This is a genomic window from Ureibacillus sp. FSL K6-2830 (assembly GCF_038004145.1).
GTDB lineage: Bacteria > Bacillota > Bacilli > Bacillales_A > Planococcaceae > Ureibacillus > Ureibacillus thermosphaericus.
The window spans coordinates 1171070-1189572 of the sequence record NZ_JBBOQR010000001.1; the positions used below are offsets into that span (position 1 = coordinate 1171070).

Genomic DNA, 18503 nt, shown 5'->3' on the forward strand with positions numbered 1-18503 from the left:
CTTTCATTTTCTTCCTTTCCCCATCATAAAATAATCAATATTTCAAAGCTAGAAAGTTGAAAATCTTTTACTTATTTATAATTTCACACATACTTTCAAATATTTAACCATATTTTAAATAATGATTGGGAAAGGATGGGATTGGTATGCAGAATGATTTGAGTAGAAAACCAAAAAAGAAAATTGCTTTTATCGTTGAGTATAGTGCTATTAAAGGCTACTACCCATTTGAAAGAACGAGCATCCTTGCAAAACTATTAAAAACTGAAGAGGACGTTACGGTTTTTCTTAAAAATGTATCAGATGAAGCGTTAGAAATATTTACAGATGCACAACTTTCACCGATACTCTATGACCATATCGACGAACTAGTAAAACACCTGAAAGAATTACAGCCAGATTTAATTGTACAAGATGGAAAAGATACGTATGTTGAATATGTAGAAACGATTAGACCGCTGTGCAAAACGTTAGTGCATTTCGATGATTTTGGTGAGGGAGCAGAGCTTGCTGATTGCAATATTATGTCTATATTAGAAGAAACGAGAGAAACGACTGCTCAAAATATTCTAGCAGGAAGCTTCGCCTTCGCGGTTACGGATACACTAAAATCAATTGCTGAATCTAGAGTTTCTAACGAATTATCAAACCCGCCACATATCGTCGTTGCTTATGAAGATGGAGACGACAACAACTTAACATACCGTACTTTGCGCCACTTAACCCACCTACAAATCCCACTAAAAGTGACAATAGCAATAGATCGAGAATATAAGCATTCAATCAGCGATTTACAAATGATGGCGTTGAGCCGAAGAAATACAAAAATTTTCAAAGATGATAAACCACTCGATAAATTATTGCCAGTTGCAGATATCGTCATTTGTAACGCCAACTATACGCCATATAAAGTGGCTGCCGTCGGTATCCCTTGCATCATATCAGCACAAAATGAACGGGAATTAAATAATATCTTTCCAAGAGAAAATAACGGTTTTATAAACTTAGGATTGGGGCGCAAAATGAAGCAGTCTAACATTCAAAATGCTGTTATGGAATTATTGCTCCATGAAGCAAGACGTGAACGAGCAGTTCGAAAACAAATTCAATTAGAAATTCAAGATAATAATGAAGTATTAAAATCGCTTCTACTAGATTTCGCCTATGAACGGCATAATATTGTATCATTATAACCTAGCTTTCCAATACTATTTTCCTATATATCAAAACTTTTAGCCGGTTCGATTTTAGAATCGGCTGTCTTTTTATATTAAATATCCATAAATTTTGTTAATTGTTAAAATTTTTGGATAGTCATCTAGAAAATCTTCATAGGTATGTAGTACTATATAAATAAGTAGGTATTAATAAAAGGAGCTGATGGCATTGGAAAAATTTACAGTTCTAATTTGTGACGATTCTCTCCTCATTAGAAAGAAATTAAAAGAAGCCCTCGAAGAATTAAATTTTCAAGCAATCTATGAAGCACAAAATGGCATTTCAGCAGTAGAACAAGTAGAAAAATATAAGCCAAATCTAGTATTTTTAGATATCGTTATGCCTGAAAAAGATGGAATTGAAACACTTAAAGAAATCAAAGAAATTAGTCCTGAGACGAAGGTTATAATGGCCTCTTCCGTTGGTACAAGCAGCAAATTAAAAGAAGCCCTTCAACTTGGTGCATATGATTTTATTCAAAAACCTATTCAATTTGAAACTCTTACGAACATTGTTGAGAAAGCCTTAAAGGAGGGATAATCCATGTTTAGCCAATATTTCGGTCACTACTTATTAAATCGTGGATTGATTACAAATGAACAACTTCAAGATGTGCTAGAGTATCAAGAAGCGGTGCACGTAAAGTTTGGTGTTATTGCTGTCGACAAAGGTTTGATGACTTCTAATCAAGTAAATGAAGTCCATGAAAAACAAAAACAAATGGACAAGCGTTTCGGTGAAATTGCTATTGAACTTGGATATCTAACAGAAGAACAAGTTGAAGAGCTTATTTCCCATCAAAAACAAGGCCATCTATATTTAGCACAAGCGTTAATAGACCGCGGTTATATGACAATGGACGAATTCAGTTCAGCTTTAAATGACTATAAGAAAGAATATAGTCTATCCACCGAAAAGTTTGAGGAAATTCAAAGCGGAAATATCGATGCATTAGTGGAAAACATTTTAACTAAAGATCACAAAGAAATTCGTGAACAATACGGAGACTACATTTCCCTTTTTGCGAAAAATATGATTCGCTTCATTGATCGCCAAACATTCCTTAAAATTTCAAACGAAGAAGTTCATCATTCAAAATGGTTCGTAAGTCAAGAAATTACTGGAAGTGCTCCACTATTTACAGCAATTGCAGCTGATGATCAATCGTTGTTGCACATTGCATCGAACTATGCAGAAGAGAATTTAACTGAAATTGACGAACTTGCCAAAGATGCCTTTAGTGAATTCCTAAATTTACATAACGGAATCTATTTAGTCAACATGTCGAACTGGGGCACAGAACTTTCTATGAATCCTCAAAAATTCCAAGAAAATGTCAAGGTCTCAGGCGAATTTGTAACGGTAACAGTGAAAACTCAAAAAGGATCCTTCCAATTAATCCTTTCTACAAATCCCGAAAAAGTGAACATCCATTAATTTGCATCAATGGTCGAATACGGCCATTGTTTTTTTAGATGAATGAAAACTCCAATCCTTTATGATACAATAACCATATTAATGTGACTGAACATGAAAGATGGGAGTTAATTATGTTGACAAAACGAGAAATTGAACAGCAAATTGCTGAAATTAAAATGGATTATATCAATTTGCAAGGCGATATAGAGAAACTTGAAAATACTGGCCATATTGATTCGGTAATGCAAGCAGAAGAACGACTAGCTCGTATGGAAAAGAAATTAGCAGAGCTCAATAAGCTACTCGCGGAAATGTAAATCGCGAGTTTTTTCTTTTTTTCAATTCATTTCCCTTTCTAACAGAAATTGTACTTTGCATTATTATAATTAAGAAATCCATTAAATTCTCTTACTCTTCCAGAAAATTAATTTTTACTGTGAAAATCAAAATTTCCCCTTCTGTAATATTCAACTAAAATAATTTCCCTAAAATTGAAACTTTCGCCCAATAAAAACGTAATTATTATTAGAAAAATGGTTATACATTATTTAGTCGTCCACTTTTTTCAAAATTGACTTTGATTTATCTTACTGATAAGATATCTAATGCTGTTTTCTCTTACAATAACAAAACACAACTCTAAACCATTATTGGAGGCGGTATATATGACAGTTACCATCTACACCCAATCTAGTTGTTCTTCTTCACGCAAAGCAATTAAATGGCTAAAAGAACACAATATCCCTTTTACAGAAAAACGGATTACATCTCAACCACTAACATTATCAGAGTTTAAAAACATATTGCGCATGACGGAAGATGGAACAGATGAAATTATTGCAACAAACTCAAACGACTTCAAAAACTTAGATGTTGACATTGATCAACTTTCCATCCAAGAGCTTTATGAATTAATTAAAGAACATCCTCGAATGCTGCGTAGTCCAATTTTAATTGATGAAAAACGCATCCAAGTCGGTTATAACGAAATGGACATCCGTCGATTTATTCCACGCAAAGTTCGTGTATATGAATTAAATGAATTGAGAAAGCATGCTGACGAAATTGTAAGTTAAATTATCTTCCCCTACCCTTGTACTGAAAATGAAAGTGGAGCTGAAAATAATGGATAACCAACGATATGAAACCATTTCCAGCCTATTTGAAGTGGTTTCAACGCTAGAGCGAAAATGGTCTAATGAATGGAATCAAATTAATGATTTATGTTTTTCAAAAACCCATATTCTTTTGTTAGATTTACTTGCAAAAGAAGGTCCAAAACGCCCTTCTCTCATTGCGGAACGATTAAAAATTACAACAGGCGGAGTAACCGTTTTAACATCGAAACTGTTAAAAAGCGGATATATTCAAAAAACACAAAGTGCAAACGATCGCCGCGTATCTCAAATCGCAATTACTCCTGAAGGAAGAAAAGTATTAGAACAATCCAAAACTCCGGTGATGGCATTAGTTCATTCCATGTTTGGCATGTTATCAAACGAGGAAATCCAAACATTGCATAACATTTTTGAAAAATGTTTAGAAAATTATCCTTATAAATAAAAAGGGGTGGAAGTATGTTTGTACGTCGAATGTTAAGGAAAATGCAAGTTGCCTATAATAGCAGCTTGCATTTACTGTTTCCATAGAAAAAACTTGTGGCCATTGGATGACCACAAGCTACTTTTCAATGTTATACCGGCACAACCACATCTACCAAGTTGTTATCTGACATTAAAATTTCTTTCAGTCTTTGCTTTGCACGGAATAAGCGGGATTTTACAGTGCCGATTGATACTTTCATTAAATTGGATATTTCAGCTAAAGAATATTGCTCAACGTAAAAATACCAAAGCGTCTTTTGATAAATACTATCTAATTGTTTCATTTTTTCCTGCACAATTTTAGTAATGACCACTTTTTCAATTTGTTCTTCTGTGGAAACTTCATTATTTGGAACCAATTCTAGTATTGGAACGTCTAAAGTTTCAGGTTGATTCATTACATACTTACTGCGGCGCACATTTTTCCGATAACGATCTCGAAACGTATTCATTGTAATGGTCGTAAGCCATGCTTTTACATGATCAACTTGTTCCACTTGCTTTTGGTTGCGGACAACTTTTACCCACACCTCTTGCATTAAATCCTCAGCTTCTAAAGGATTGCGCGTTAATTTTAAACATAAATGATATATATAACGATTAAACTCTTCGTAAACATCACAAATTTTACTCATCGTTCAATTCCTCCGTATTTAAGAGCTTTCTGTATACATTTTCCCAAAAATTTGTATTACACTCTATATGATTAGCTTTCAATTACATTACATTTCTGTAAGATTTCTATTATTGCTTCCCCCTTTTTATTACCTTTCTCAAAATGTTTTGACATTCGCTTGAAATTTCCAATTCTATGATATACTAATTTTTAGAAAATTTTTTGAATCGGGGGATTTATATGGACTTGCAACGTTTTCATGAGTATTTTGAAAAAAATCGCGAAAAGCATTTACAGGAGCTGTTTGAATTTTTATCTATTCCTAGCATCAGCGCACTATCCGACCATAAGCAAGATATAGAGCGTGCAGCTCAATGGCTAAAAAATCAGATGGAACAATTGAATCTTGAAAATGTATCCATTGACCAAACAGCTGGGCATCCTGTCGTTTATGGTGAATGGCTTCATGCTGAAGGAAAGCCTACAGTGTTAATTTACGGACATTATGACGTTCAACCAGTTGATCCATTACACTTATGGAAAACAGAACCTTTCAAACCTGAAATCATTGAAAATAAATTGTATGCTCGAGGAGCGTCCGATGATAAGGGACAAATATTCATGCACCTAAAAGCAATTGAAGCACTTTTCGCGATTCTCGGTACATTGCCTGTCAATGTAAAATTCATTTATGAAGGTGAAGAAGAAATTGGAAGCGCTAACCTTCCTTCTTATATAGAGGAAAATAAAGATAAATTAGCAGCAGATTTCATTTTAATCTCTGACACAAATATGTATGGTCCAGGTAAACCGGCAATCTGCTATGGATTACGAGGACTTACAGGCCTCCAAATCGATGTGCGTGGAGCGAAAAGCGACCTGCACTCTGGTCTTTACGGTGGTGGAGTGCAAAATGCAATCCATGCGTTAGTAGCAATTCTTGATTCATTCCGAGATCATACAGGTAAAATTTTAGTCGAAGGATTTTATGATGACGTTCGACCACTATCAAATGAGGAACGTAAAGCCTTTGCTGACCTACAATTTAATGAAGAAGCATTAAAAGAGGAACTGGGAGTTGATGAATTGTTTGGTGAGGAAGGCTACTCCTATCTTGAAAGAACTTGGGCTCGCCCTACTTTAGAAATCAATGGAATTTTCGGTGGATTTTCCGGAGAGGGAATTAAAACCGTTTTACCAAATGAAGCAGGAGCAAAAATAACTTGCCGACTTGTTCCAGACCAAGATCCCGACAAAATCATTGCGTTAATACAAAATCATATTGAAAAACATACACCTAAAGGGGTAACCGTCACTGTAACGAAATTTGACAGCGGGGCACCATATCTTACACCTTTTGACCACCCATTAATTCAAACAGCAAGCAAATCGTATGAAAAAGTGTATGAATCCCCTACTGCATTCACTCGCGGCGGAGGATCTATTCCAATTGTTGCAACCTTTGATCAAATCTTAAATATCCCTGTCGTGTTAATGGGATTTGGTTTAAGTACAGAAAACTTCCATGCACCAAATGAACACTTCCACTTAGAAAACTTTGATAAAGGATTGCGTGTTCTTTGCGATTATTTATGTGAAGTTGCCAACCTCTCTTTGTAATTGAGTAGTAAAATTTTCGTTAAAACTTTTTCTCACTAACCTAAATTTTCCATAAAAAACGTTTAAGAATTTTGTACTGTTTAGACCCCTTATGAAAAGTCATGAAATTACTTTTATATTGTCAAATATTGTATACATTTTAGTATCCCTTTGAAGTTTATAATATAAATAGGGAAGAAATACCCAGAAAACCATTGTGTTTCCAAGGTATTTCTTCCTTCCTTCAACGAGAGGGGTAGAAAAATGAACGCTCAATTGTACCATTTAACAAGGTTGGAATCGCTCACAGGAAACCTTTTTATCGATGGCAAGTATACAGAAGCTATTGAGTTGGGTAAAGAACTATTAGAAACCGCTAAAAAAACCGAAGATATTAAGGCCACGATGAATGCCCATTTGAATCTTGCTTGTTGTTATTATTATTTAGGTGAAATTGAAATCGCTTTCCAACATATTCTTGATTATAAAGTGTTGTGTGATGAATTCGGAGACGATCGGGATAAGTATTACTTATATTATTTGAGTGCTTTGATATATGCTTATGAAGAAAATTTCGAAGAAGCAAAAGAAGCGATGAAGCAATGTATACGGATTGCACAAGAATTAGAAATGTTTTATTCAGTAAGCAGCAGTTTCAACTCCTACAGCAACTACTTATTGCATGAAGGAAACTATGAAAAAGCACTTCACTATGCGTTAAAAGCATTAGCCATTGCAAAAGAACATTGCCCTAGCGAAATATTATTGCAATGTCATATCTATTTAAGTATTGCATCAAGTTATATCGGTTTGAATGAATTATCGAAGGCAGAAAAAATTATCAATCATCTAGAGCTCAACCAGTATATCAACAACCTACCTCATGAAAAAGCGCACTTTCTCCATGTGAAAGCCACATTTCATCGTTCCAAAGGTGAGCATGATATAGCATTGCAATTATTACATAAATCTTTCAACATATATTCTGAATATAATAATCAAATGAAATTAAAGTCTATATTGAAAGTAATTGCAGAAATTTATGAATCCCTTGGCAATTATAAGAAATCTTACGAAGCGATGAAAGAATATTTAACAATTGTTGAAAAACTGTTTTCCACTCGCCTTTCATCTAAAATACGAGAATTGGATGTCAATCAAAGCATTAAAGCGATAGAAAAACGGGCAAATGTGGACAGTTTAACAGGAGTATATAATCGTTATTATATTGAAACAGCATGTGACAAGTGGCTCAAAGAAATGAAAAAAACAGATGAACATATTTGTTGTGTCGTCATCGACATTGACTCGTTTAAAAATATTAATGATACCTTTGGCCATTTAATATGTGATGAAGTGATTAAAGGGGTCGCACAGGCTTGTTTAAAGGTGGCTAATGAAGATAAAGAAAATATCATCGTCGGTCGTTACGGTGGGGATGAATTTATTGTCCTCTTAAAAGGATATCCTTCACATTCAATTATGGAAAGAGCAAAACAACTTTATAATGAAATTACTTCCTTTCAGATAAACTATTTAACAAATGAAATTAAAGTGACTGTTAGCATCGGAGTAGTATGTACCAATAGCATTCCATATGCTAAAAAGTTCACTCAAATCTTTAAAGTTGCCGATCAAGCTCTCTATATGGCAAAAAGACAAGGAAAAAAATCAAATTGTCTACCTCTCAAATGAAAACTGTTAAAATACAAAAAGGCTGGTTCGCCAATGCGTCCAGCCTTTTCCAAACCTTATAAGCTAGTTATAAAAAATATAGGGGAGGTTTTATTGATCAGTCGAACAAATTTTAGGTTCTTATGAGCTTACATGATACTTTTACTAAAAGAGCAATTTTTTATACAGCAACTACATTTTTCGCTGTATTGTAATATTACAATAGCACCCCATCATCTCTTTGTACATCAACTCTCGAAATATGTCACATTTTTATCATATTTTTGTTCACAAATTTTATATTTTTATTTTTTCATCATTGCATTTTTTGTTACATATACAGGAATTTCCTTGCAACTAAACTTTATTGACATAGTTATGGCAGAGTTTTTATGAATAACTATGTTAATTTATTGATATATGTAAACAAAATCAGACCGAAAGTTAACAATAATGAACTTTCGGTCTCATCATACTTTAACGTAATATCATTCCTACTCCGGCATAAATAATGACTGTGGCAAACACTGCTGTCATGTAAATTAATGAATAACCAAACATTTTATTTGCCCATTTATTCCCGTCCATTTGTCTATATCCTACTAAACTAATCCATAGCCAAATGCCGCCAAGCATTAGTGAAGAAAGCGTTAACCCCCAGCTTAACGGAACAAACAGGAAGCTCGTTAGCATGAGCAAAAGTAAGTACACATTCGTTTGGATATATGTGCGTTTAACGCCCTTTACAACTGGAAGCATTGGGATTTTTGCTGCTGCATAATCATCCTTCTTACGGATGGCCAGTGCATAGAAATGCGGCATTTGCCAAATGATCATAATGATAAAGAGCGCCCAACATGCTGGGTGCCAGATCGTAGGTGCAACAGCCGCCCATCCAATTAACGGTGGAACCGCACCAGAAATACTCCCCACTTCAGTGTTCCAAATAGTTCTTCTCTTCGTCCACATCGTATATGGAACAACGTAGAAAAATACACCAAGGAATCCAAGAATTGCAGCTGTTAGTGTTGTCAAGGCTAAAAATCCAAGTCCGATAATCAGTAATAGTATTCCGACAATCAACAACGTGCGAAGATTAATTTCACCAGTAACAGATGGTCTCAATTTTGTACGGGACATCTTCGCATCAATATCATGATCATATATATTGTTGAATATTCCAGCTGCTCCGATGACTGCCGCCGAACCGATAAGAGCAAAAATCATATTCGGTATATTTTCAATGAAACTTAAATGATAAGTATAAAGGGCAAGCATTAAAGCGGCGAACATCGGAATTAAATTCGACTTGATAATACCTGTTTTCACAGCTTTTTTCCACAATTCTATTTTTTTGTTTTGCATTTTATGTCATATTCCCCTTATCATTTCATAGACAAACTAATATATATCATACCATTTTTTCTTGTGAATCAACAATCGACAGTTTTTTACTATATTCGTCTAGTTTTTATGGCGACCCTACCATTAATAGTATCTATAAATGTTACTAGAAACAACCTTTCTGATTCTTTTAAGTATTAGTATTCCTTTCATCAATATATCGGCAAGATACTTTTAATAATGGTAAAACAACGATAAAAACAAATAAAATTCGAAACATTTGAAAGACCGTCACGATCGATACATCCGCTCCAATGGCACTGGCAAGTAGACTCATTTGATCCAGCCCTCCTGCCGCTGTACTTAATATACTTGTTGACAAGGAATATTTCATCATTTGTGTTAACATCCACCCTTGTACAAAAGTAAAGAGCAACAGGAATATGGCAGTTCCAATACCTAATAATAGAACCCGATTCCCCAATTTTAGCATGTTAGGCTTTAGCAGCTGTCCTATATAAGCACCAATCATTAACTGTGCCATATTGAGAAAGAGGTTTGGGACTTCTGGCATTTTAATCGAAAACAATTGGAGACCAATCACGAATAATACGGGAGATAAAAAAGAAGAAACCGGAATTTTTATCTTCTTCCCTATCCTTGCAGCTACTATAGATCCGAGAATCAGTAGCAATAATGCCATCATTGAAGAGAAGGATAACATCGCTTCTTTCTTATCAGCTACTGCGTGGGCATGTAATATTAAGGGAATACCAATCACAATAGTGATTACACGAACAACATGAAAGTACGTGACAATGGCAATATCAATACCTTCTTCCTCTTCTGCAAAGGCCACAATTTGAGAAAGTCCTCCGGGAACCGTACATGTCAATGCGGTTTTTAATGAAAGCTCCCCCACTCTCACAAGTCCAAATGCTAATAGAACACTAAATATTATAATCATAATGTTCAATAACAACATGATTCCAATAAGCCAGCCCATGCCGGAAAAAACAGTTAATTGAAAGCTTTGGCCAATGGTAATTCCTACGATGATTAATCCGAAGTTGCGTAATGTTGATGGCCAATAGAGGTGTGTTTTGATAAAAAATTGACTGATTAACACTGTAAAAATCGGACCGAGTAACCAAGGAACGGGTAAATGCAAAATGTTAAAAAGGTATACGCCCAATAAACTGATAACTAGTACAATGCCCATCGATTGAATTTTGTGCACACAGAAGTCCCCTTTTTCATATTCTTTCTATTAATCTAACATAATTTAGCAATGCTTAAAATCTGCTTGCCAATACGGAGGGCTGCTGTTATTTGATTATTATTTCGATAGATGAAAAAAACGGGAGCCTGTAAATCTTGCTCCCGTAAACATTTTACTCTTCATCCATTTCATCCATCATTTGATCAAAGGCTTCTGACACTTTATCGAATTCTTCATCGGATTCAATCACGTCGAAGTCCCCCTCATCATCCACTTTCAAGAAAAAGACTTCGATATCCTCTTCATTCTCTTCATGTAAATCATCTGTAAAGGCAACTGCGACATAATCTTGTCCATCTACTGTCAGCGTTGCAACAACTTCAACTTCCTCTTCTTGTTCGTCATCCCCGATGGTAAATACTTCGCCAACTTCGATTTTTTCCATTTGAGTTCCTCCATTCTTTGCGAGTTTTACGTACCGCAATAGGTAATATACGGTTCATCTGGATATTCAGGCAATGTACAGTATTCCTCTTGTTCCGCTGAATATGCATAAGGATTCGCGATAATCGATAGCAATTTTTTCATAACGGTGAAGTCTCCTCGCTCCACCGCTGCTTCGATTGCTTCTTCTACCCGGTGGTTTCGAGGAATCACAGAAGGGTTATGTTGCTTCATCATTTGCATAATATCTATAGAATTTTGGCGTTTTAAGCGAGCTTGATAACGTTGGTACCAATCTTGAAATTCTGGAGTTTGGAAAAATGGTTCTTCGAATTTTTGCAAAGTTAACGCTCTAAACGTATTTGTATAATCTTGTTTATGTGTTTCCATTAATTGAAGTAAATCTTGTATGAGTGCTTCATCATCCGCTTCTTCATTAAGGAGCCCTAATTTTTTACGCATACCGTCGAGATAATAAAATACGTAAAGGTCTGGGTAAGTTTCTATGGCTTCTTTTGCCAGTCTGACCGCCTTCTCTTTATTTTCATCAAGCAGCGGAATAAGTGCCTCGGCAAACCTTGCTAAGTTCCATCCTCCAATTTTGGGTTGATTTCCATAAGCATAGCGACCGTAAGTATCAATCGAACTAAAAACTGTTTCAGGATGATAAAGATCCATAAAAGCGCATGGCCCGTAATCAATGGTCTCCCCGCTAACGGTCATGTTATCAGTATTCATCACACCATGGACAAAGCCGACGAGTTGCCACTTAGCAATAAGTGCTGCTTGCTTTTCGATGACTTCTTTTAATAATTGCAGATATGGATTCTTTTCTTTTGCAAGATGAGGATAATGTCTTTCAATAGTATAGTCGCAAAGAGCTTGTAAGTCTTCTTTTGAACCAAATTTTCGTGCAAATTCAAAAGTTCCAACGCGGATATGGCTTGAAGCCACTCTTGTTAAAATAGCACCTGAAAGCAGTTGTTCTCGAATGACCGTTTCCCCTGTTGTGACAACGGCTAAACTTCTCGTTGTAGGAATCCCAAGGGCATGCATCGCTTCACTAATAATGTACTCTCGAAGCATTGGTCCAAGAGCTGCTCGTCCATCACCGCCGCGGGAATATGGCGTTCTTCCCGAACCTTTTAGCTGTATATCAAAGCGCTGATTCTGAGTATTCACATGCTCTCCCAAAAGAATGGCTCGTCCATCGCCCAACATAGTGAAATAACCGAATTGATGCCCTGCATAAGCTTGAGCGAGCGGCTCCGCTCCTTCCGGTATTTTGTTACCCGCAAATGTAGCAACCCCTTCTTCTGTCTGCAGTGCATCACTATTCAAATTCAATTCTTCAGCAAGAGATTCATTGAAAACAACTAGCTTGGGAGATGCTACTGGTGTAGGGTTTAGTTGTGTATAGAAAATGGGTGGTAATGTTGCATAACTGTTATGAAAATTCCATCCAGGTTTTAATTGCATTTGAATCGTTCCTTTTTTTCTTTTTATTTTTGCAAGTAAGTGGCGGTTTATACTTTCTTCGCATTTAGGATATGTGATGAACAAATTCGTGCGGTATCGAAGGTAGTTTGGCAATTAATCAAATACTTGCGACATGCGCCCATTTACTTGCAGTTTTCAATAAAATATTCGCATCTCTCATATTAATGCAATTTTGAATCCTTGATTATCCAATCGACTGCAGTCAATAAATTCGGAAAGGTTGCATCGGCTAAAGGTTCCTCGTCTCCAATAAAAACCGTCTTTGTACCTGCATTTTTCCCTGCTAGGATATCTGTATCCGTATCCCCCACCATGTAAGATTTGGGCAGGTCCACGTTATATTTTTCAGCCAAATCTTCAATCATTTTAGAACCTGGTTTGCGACAGGCACATCCAGCTTTCGGTTTATGTGGACAATAGACAACATCATGTATAATTGCCCCTTGTTTTTTCAATTCATTCACCATATGCTCATGAACCTTTAGAAGCTGGATTTCTCTCATAAATCCAAGCCCAACGCCTCCTTGGTTCGTCACCACGAAAATATAATCAAAATGTTCATTTAGTTTTCGAATAGCTTCCGGTACGCCCGGTAAAAAGTAAAGATCTTTTGGTTTATTTACGAATTTTACTCTCTCTGTAAGCACTTCATTAATAACGCCATCTCGATCTAAAAAGACCGCTGATTTCATTTTGCCCTCCTCCTCTTGTTATTGTTTGCGGAGATACTTAAATTCATTAAATGAATCTGAGCGATAAAATGAACTGAACTTTATTCAAACACTTGATAATTACTTGCGGTTTACCGCTAAATACTTGCATCATCACAAATTCATACAATGAAGAGCAATAAAATAACGCCACCCTATAATAATAAAAGCATGTATAAACATGCTTTAACCAACAAGCGCTTCCTTCAATTTGACCTCATAATATCTCATGCCTCGGAGTTCGCCTTGATATTCTACTTTCCCTTCGGCAATTAATTGGCGCAAGCGGTACTCAAGCCATTCATAGCTCGTATGCTGCTGCATATGACCAAGCACTTCTCCAATTAATCTAGCAGCTTTAAGGAAATCCTTTTTCCCTTGCGTTTCATGAATCTCCTTCAATTTTTCAATGATGAACTCGTCATCCCGATTACTTTCAGCGCTCAAAATTTGCCCATTTTTATACGTTCGTAAAATCGACTCGGAAGTGAATAATTGTTCCCCTTCTTTTGTTAAAGAATGGCGCATTTCTACCGTCAATTCCTTCATTTTTACAAGTTCGTAACATGCACGCAACTGTTCAATATTTAATTCTCCCGTATGGCGAGGAAAATCTTCTTCTTTTCCTTTGTAAAGTTTGTGATAAGCTTCATACGTATTGATTTTATATACCGCATTTGTTTTTTCTTTCAATAAATAAAGCACTAGGCGTAATCCTGTTTGTTCACTTGCATTTGAAGAAGTCCAAATCACCACTCGCTGCTCAGGGTTAATCGATTGAATTTTTTCAAACGCTTCTTTCATTTTAAATTTGTACCACTCTGCATGCTCTGAATCCCACTGATAGTTTTCTTTAAACCATTGATAACGTTGTTCGAAACCTTCTGGGGTATGATAATGTTTCAATGGACCTTCTGCAAAATAATCCGGTAATTCGATGATTTCCTCTGTTTGTTGATCTTTAAAAGCGTGTTTCAAACCACCAGCTGCAGAAGCACCGAATACTATATGGATGGTTTCAGGATTTTTCATGTTCGGTGTTTTTTCTCTTTTAATAAGGGCGTTTTTCAAGGATTGCATAAATTCTGGGAAGTCTTCATCAATATGTTCAGAACGGATCATAATCAAATGTAATAAACTTTTGACTTCCTGCTCGCTGAGATTTGAAATTGCTTTTTTTAATTGATTGATATCCATTTTTTACTCCCCTTTCTGAATTTTTAGAAGGCAATTGAAGCAGCAATAATAATGAAAAGTAACGACCATGCGGAAATTTCATCGAATGCAATTGTTTGTGAAGTCGACGATGAGAAAAAATTTTAAAATAAAGCCCGATATTAGAGAGTGTTCATTTATTTATGACGGCAAATGAAAAAAATTTCAAGATTAAAATTATTCCTTACTAAAACTTAATCCCGCTTCATCTAACGCCTCTTTCATTTTCTGAAGCGCAGTTTTACCAATGCCATGAAGGGACATGATTTCTTTCTCCGTATATTTCGAAAGTTCCTCAACAGTTGTAATCCCCTGGCTTTCAAGTGCTCTTCTTGCCGGGGCGGAAAATCCAGCTAAGAAACCCTCTGTTGGTTTTCGTTCTGCTTCACAAGTTGGACAAGTGTTGCAATCACTGCTTTTATAATATCGATGACCCTTCTCACAAACTCTTAATGTTTTTTCCGAACGCTTCATCATCATTCCACCTTCCTACTCGACGTCCAAGTCGGTATCATCCGTTAATGAAGCTCGAATGAGGTAAAGTACAGGAATATGTGTATTCTCCTCAACCAATTCTTGAGGAGGTGATTGACTAGTACGGACACTTATCGAGCTCCCGTCATGTGCTTCAAAAAGTCCCATATACCCTAATACTACATCCTCTGTCAGAGGAACCTTATCACTGACAATCGAACTCCAAGATTCCGCTTCTAATGTTTCACCCGGTTTGGAAATATGGCTACTCGACATAGAATGACCTGTTTCATTGATAATTGCACTACGCAAATAATAGTGTTCCCACTCAAGATTTTCTAGAAAATAAACGAGAATTTCTCCCTCTTCATTTTCAATGATTCCCCCGATGTCTCCAACCTGCTCAACTAAATTTCCGTATTCATAACGTTCCACCCATACCCGCAATAATTTTTCCTTTTCCGCTTTGTATTCATAATGAAAAATCTTTCCCCCAACTGCTGCCATTAACCTGTTACGTTCTTCATCGGATTAATTTTTTTGCTTAATCGTATTACTCTTTGTCACTTGATTGTTACAAGCAGCTAATATTAGAGTTGCTAATACTATAATGAACAAACGAAATTTCACTTTATCACCTTCATGTAAACTTTTAGTAATTATAGATTTTTACTGCCTACTATTTCAATCGAAAAAACAATAAACTACTCCTAGGATGAAATTGTATGGGTTCTGGATTTTTAGGGATTTATTGTAAAATTAATAATAAGGGGGGATAAATCAATGTGGAATTGGATTTCTTATATTGGAGGAGTATTAATGGGTTTATCCGTTCTATTAATTGCTTTCGATATAGGAATGCTAATTCCAACTTTAGTATTTATTTTTGGGTGTTTAGTTGTAATTTTCAGGAATGATATACATAAAGAATTATCCCTCTTAAAGATATACGTATATAAATTGATAAGCAAAATATTTAACAAGTTGATTGTCATGTTTTATATTCGTTGTTATTATAATGTTAATTTAGTTAGTTGAATAACTAAGATGGGGTGATGAAATGGCAAAACCTAATGGTATCAGTAAAAGTGAACTGATTAAATATGCGAAGGAATGTTTAGTGAATAAAGGGATTGAAAATTTCACCTTAAGAGCAGTGGCTGAGACGGCAGGTGTAACACAAGGCACAATTTACTACCATTTTAGAACGAAGGAACAATTGTTAATTGATATTGTTCAGGACATTTGTGACAACAGCTGGCGGGAAATAGCGGAGAATAAAGAAAATATGATGGAGCAAGCGATTGCATCAGCAAAAAGTCGTTGTTCATATGAATCGTTTTTCCATAAATTATTTATTTCATTGATTGCTTCCAGTTTTAACAACGATGAGATAAGAAGTAAACTTGGCGAAATCATCCAGTTAGAAAATAAAACTCTGTCCGAGAAATTATCAAACTTGTGGATGGAATCACCAATAAAAGGCGTTTCTTTTGAAACATGGGGGATTTTATTAAATGCTGTAGTGGATGGATTGGCATTGCAAGCATTATTACAAAAAGACTTGCCTATTAATCAAATATACAAAGAACTCGAGCATTTCATTAATGGGCTTAGTCATTTGAAAGGTATGGAGGGGAAATAATGAAAAATTACTTCTTCACAGCTATGTGGGGGTTGGCAGTTTGGTTATTTGCCACATTATTTTTCAGATTTTTCGGTGAATATGTTCTCTTTAGCCCAAGTACGAATAAGTTTTTGATTAGCACTACCCTATTATTAGTTGGAACTGCAGCTTTATTGTGGGTTGTAACTTATGTTTATCATATCTTTGATAAGACCAATAATGCACCATTAAAGTTTGGATTAATCGGTACTATTATTGGTTTAGTATTAGATACATTTTCGTTATCCTTTCATCATATCGTTTTTCCGAAATTAGATGATTCGCAAGTTATTGCATTTACTGCATGGATGTCTTTTGCGTATGCGTTATATTTATTGATTCCTCTCATGATAAATCATAAGGTAAGTGGAAAAGAAAGAATTCAAGTATAAGGCAAGTGCCGTTCTAGTATTCCATATGAATGGCCGTTTTCAAAATATCTAACTGGAAAAGGGGGTTTTTTCCCCTTTGCATCCTAATAACCTTCTTCCATCAAATAAATATTTTCCCCTCTAAATAAACAACCGCTTCGCCGGATATTTGAATTTCATCCCCTACATCTTTACACAAAAGTTTTCCTCCACGTGAGGACAATTGCAACGCTGTGAACTCCCCTTTCTTTAAAACTCTTTTCCAATAAGGAACCAATGTGCAATGGGCGGAACCTGTCACCGGATCTTCATCTATTCCAGCCTTTGGTGCAAAAAATCGAGAAACGAAATCAACCTTTTTCCCCTTCGCAGTCACAATTACGCCGAAAGCATCTAATTTCTTTAATTCTTCCACATTGATATTTAGATTTCGAATCTCTTCTTCTGTATCAAACACCGCTAAATAGTCCCTAGCTACATACACCTCTTTCGGTCTTTTGCCTAAACCTTTCACAAGAGCTTCTGGAATTTCCCAAGGCTGCCCTTCCCGAGATGGAAACGACATCGTTAACAAGGAACCGTTCTTTGTCACGGTTAAGATACCGCTTTTTGTATGGAATTTTACTTGTGTTATGGATCGGTTAAGATATTGGAAAACGACAAATGCTGTTGCTAATGTAGCATGTCCACACAAATCGATTTCAGTTTTCGGTGTGAACCAACGTAACTCGTATTCTTCATTTTGTTGATGAACGACAAAAGCTGTTTCAGATAAATTATTTTCCGCCGCAATTTGTTGCATCATTTCATCTGAAAGCCAATTCTCAAGAGGAACGACCGCTGCTGGATTCCCTTTAAACGGTTCACTTGTAAATGCATCTACTTGGTAAATGGGATCATTGGCATTTTAGACAATCCCCTTTCTTTTATAAAATTTGCCTTAGTTGTTATAAGAGATAATAGTCAAAGCAGCGACAATAATAGCCATTCTTCATCCGATATTAGTCAAAGTCTGCAATAAAATTGCCAACCGAAAAAAATCTACTCCCCCAAGGAACGATAATAGTCAAAGTCTAGAACTTTATAGTCAAATCCTAAAAGATAATAGTCAAACTCCTCAATATATTTGCCATCCGAATAAAATCGGCTCTCGTAAGAAACGATAATAGTCAAAGTCTAGAACTTTATAGTCAAATCCTAAAAGATAATAGTCAAACTCCTCAATATATTTGCCATCCGAATAAAATCGGCTCTCGTAAGAAACGATAATAGTCAAAGTCTAGAACTTTATAGTCAAATCCTAAAAGATAATAGTCAAACTCCTCAATATATTTGCCATCCGAATAAAATCGGCTCTCGTAAGAAACGATAATAGTCAAAGTCTAGAACTTTATAGTCAAATCCTAAAAGATAATAGTCAAACTCCT

The 18503-nt window shown here is 35.6% G+C and carries 20 protein-coding genes; 10 read left to right on the forward strand and 10 right to left on the reverse strand.

Features of this window, described 5'->3' with window-relative positions; all coding sequences use genetic code 11:
• Positions 1-146 precede the first annotated feature (146 nt).
• The 6 genes from NSU17_RS05695 (at position 147) to NSU17_RS05720 (ending at position 4200) form a co-directional block, all read left to right on the forward strand.
• Positions 147-1193, forward strand: a complete 1047-nt coding sequence (locus tag NSU17_RS05695; protein ID WP_340704544.1) for a PseG/SpsG family protein — start codon at positions 147-149, stop codon at positions 1191-1193.
• Between the two features lie 187 nt (positions 1194-1380).
• Positions 1381-1758 (forward strand): response regulator, encoded by a 378-nt coding sequence (locus NSU17_RS05700; RefSeq protein ID WP_026018993.1) that lies wholly within the window; start codon positions 1381-1383, stop codon positions 1756-1758.
• A 3-nt stretch (positions 1759-1761) separates the two neighbouring features.
• Positions 1762-2655 carry a hypothetical protein gene (locus NSU17_RS05705; protein ID WP_339289309.1) on the forward strand — a complete coding sequence of 298 codons (894 nt, stop codon included), beginning with the start codon at positions 1762-1764 and terminating at the stop codon, positions 2653-2655.
• Positions 2656-2768: 113 nt separating this feature from the next.
• Entirely contained in the window at positions 2769-2954 is a 186-nt protein-coding gene (locus NSU17_RS05710; RefSeq protein ID WP_016837360.1) for an SE1832 family protein, read from the forward strand.
• A gap of 348 nt (positions 2955-3302) precedes the next feature.
• Positions 3303-3713, forward strand: a complete 411-nt coding sequence (spx, locus tag NSU17_RS05715) for a transcriptional regulator Spx (protein ID WP_016837361.1) — start codon at positions 3303-3305, stop codon at positions 3711-3713.
• A 49-nt stretch (positions 3714-3762) separates the two neighbouring features.
• Positions 3763-4200, forward strand: coding sequence for a MarR family winged helix-turn-helix transcriptional regulator (locus NSU17_RS05720; RefSeq protein WP_340704545.1), 438 nt, complete (start codon positions 3763-3765; stop codon positions 4198-4200).
• Between the two features lie 130 nt (positions 4201-4330).
• On the opposite strand, the gene NSU17_RS05725 is transcribed toward NSU17_RS05720, so the two are convergent.
• A complete protein-coding gene (locus tag NSU17_RS05725) occupies positions 4331-4876 on the reverse strand; it encodes an RNA polymerase sigma factor (RefSeq protein ID WP_016837363.1) in 546 nt (181 codons plus the stop codon).
• A gap of 221 nt (positions 4877-5097) precedes the next feature.
• Between NSU17_RS05725 and NSU17_RS05730 the strand changes: the two genes are divergently transcribed.
• Positions 5098-6477 carry a dipeptidase gene (locus tag NSU17_RS05730; protein WP_096550246.1) on the forward strand — a complete coding sequence of 460 codons (1380 nt, stop codon included), beginning with the start codon at positions 5098-5100 and terminating at the stop codon, positions 6475-6477.
• Positions 6478-6720: 243 nt separating this feature from the next.
• Entirely contained in the window at positions 6721-8151 is a 1431-nt protein-coding gene (locus NSU17_RS05735; protein WP_340704546.1) for a tetratricopeptide repeat-containing diguanylate cyclase, read from the forward strand.
• A 456-nt stretch (positions 8152-8607) separates the two neighbouring features.
• Here NSU17_RS05735 and cyoE read toward each other — a convergent pair whose 3' ends face one another.
• From cyoE to NSU17_RS05775, 8 genes are all read right to left on the reverse strand, one after another.
• Positions 8608-9495 (reverse strand): heme o synthase, encoded by an 888-nt coding sequence (gene cyoE, locus NSU17_RS05740; RefSeq protein ID WP_016837366.1) that lies wholly within the window; start codon positions 9493-9495, stop codon positions 8608-8610.
• A 169-nt stretch (positions 9496-9664) separates the two neighbouring features.
• Positions 9665-10714 carry an AbrB family transcriptional regulator gene (locus NSU17_RS05745; protein ID WP_340704547.1) on the reverse strand — a complete coding sequence of 350 codons (1050 nt, stop codon included), beginning with the start codon at positions 10712-10714 and terminating at the stop codon, positions 9665-9667.
• Between the two features lie 154 nt (positions 10715-10868).
• A complete protein-coding gene (locus NSU17_RS05750; RefSeq protein WP_016837368.1) occupies positions 10869-11141 on the reverse strand; it encodes a DUF1292 domain-containing protein in 273 nt (90 codons plus the stop codon).
• Positions 11142-11167: 26 nt separating this feature from the next.
• A complete protein-coding gene (locus tag NSU17_RS05755; RefSeq protein WP_340705482.1) occupies positions 11168-12619 on the reverse strand; it encodes a protein adenylyltransferase SelO in 1452 nt (483 codons plus the stop codon).
• Positions 12620-12801: 182 nt separating this feature from the next.
• Positions 12802-13332 carry a D-glycero-alpha-D-manno-heptose-1,7-bisphosphate 7-phosphatase gene (locus tag NSU17_RS05760; protein WP_016837370.1) on the reverse strand — a complete coding sequence of 177 codons (531 nt, stop codon included), beginning with the start codon at positions 13330-13332 and terminating at the stop codon, positions 12802-12804.
• Positions 13333-13536: 204 nt separating this feature from the next.
• Positions 13537-14547, reverse strand: coding sequence for a DUF1835 domain-containing protein (locus tag NSU17_RS05765; protein ID WP_340704548.1), 1011 nt, complete (start codon positions 14545-14547; stop codon positions 13537-13539).
• Positions 14548-14742: 195 nt separating this feature from the next.
• A complete protein-coding gene (locus NSU17_RS05770) occupies positions 14743-15039 on the reverse strand; it encodes an RNA polymerase alpha subunit C-terminal domain-containing protein (RefSeq protein WP_016837372.1) in 297 nt (98 codons plus the stop codon).
• 15 nt (positions 15040-15054) lie between these two features.
• The gene (locus NSU17_RS05775; protein WP_340704549.1) at positions 15055-15546 is read right to left on the reverse strand and encodes a hypothetical protein; all 492 of its coding nucleotides are present in this window, start codon (positions 15544-15546) and stop codon (positions 15055-15057) included.
• Between the two features lie 553 nt (positions 15547-16099).
• Here NSU17_RS05775 and NSU17_RS05780 point away from each other — a divergent pair.
• Entirely contained in the window at positions 16100-16684 is a 585-nt protein-coding gene (locus tag NSU17_RS05780) for a TetR/AcrR family transcriptional regulator (protein ID WP_340704550.1), read from the forward strand.
• Positions 16684-17097: a DUF5367 family protein gene (locus NSU17_RS05785; protein WP_340704551.1), complete on the forward strand. Its 414-nt coding sequence runs from the start codon at positions 16684-16686 to the stop codon at positions 17095-17097. The genes NSU17_RS05780 and NSU17_RS05785 overlap by 1 nt, the downstream gene beginning before the upstream one ends.
• Positions 17098-17197: 100 nt before the next feature.
• Here NSU17_RS05785 and NSU17_RS05790 read toward each other — a convergent pair whose 3' ends face one another.
• The gene (locus NSU17_RS05790) at positions 17198-17968 is read right to left on the reverse strand and encodes a PhzF family phenazine biosynthesis protein (protein ID WP_340705483.1); all 771 of its coding nucleotides are present in this window, start codon (positions 17966-17968) and stop codon (positions 17198-17200) included.
• Positions 17969-18503: the final 535 nt, after the last annotated feature.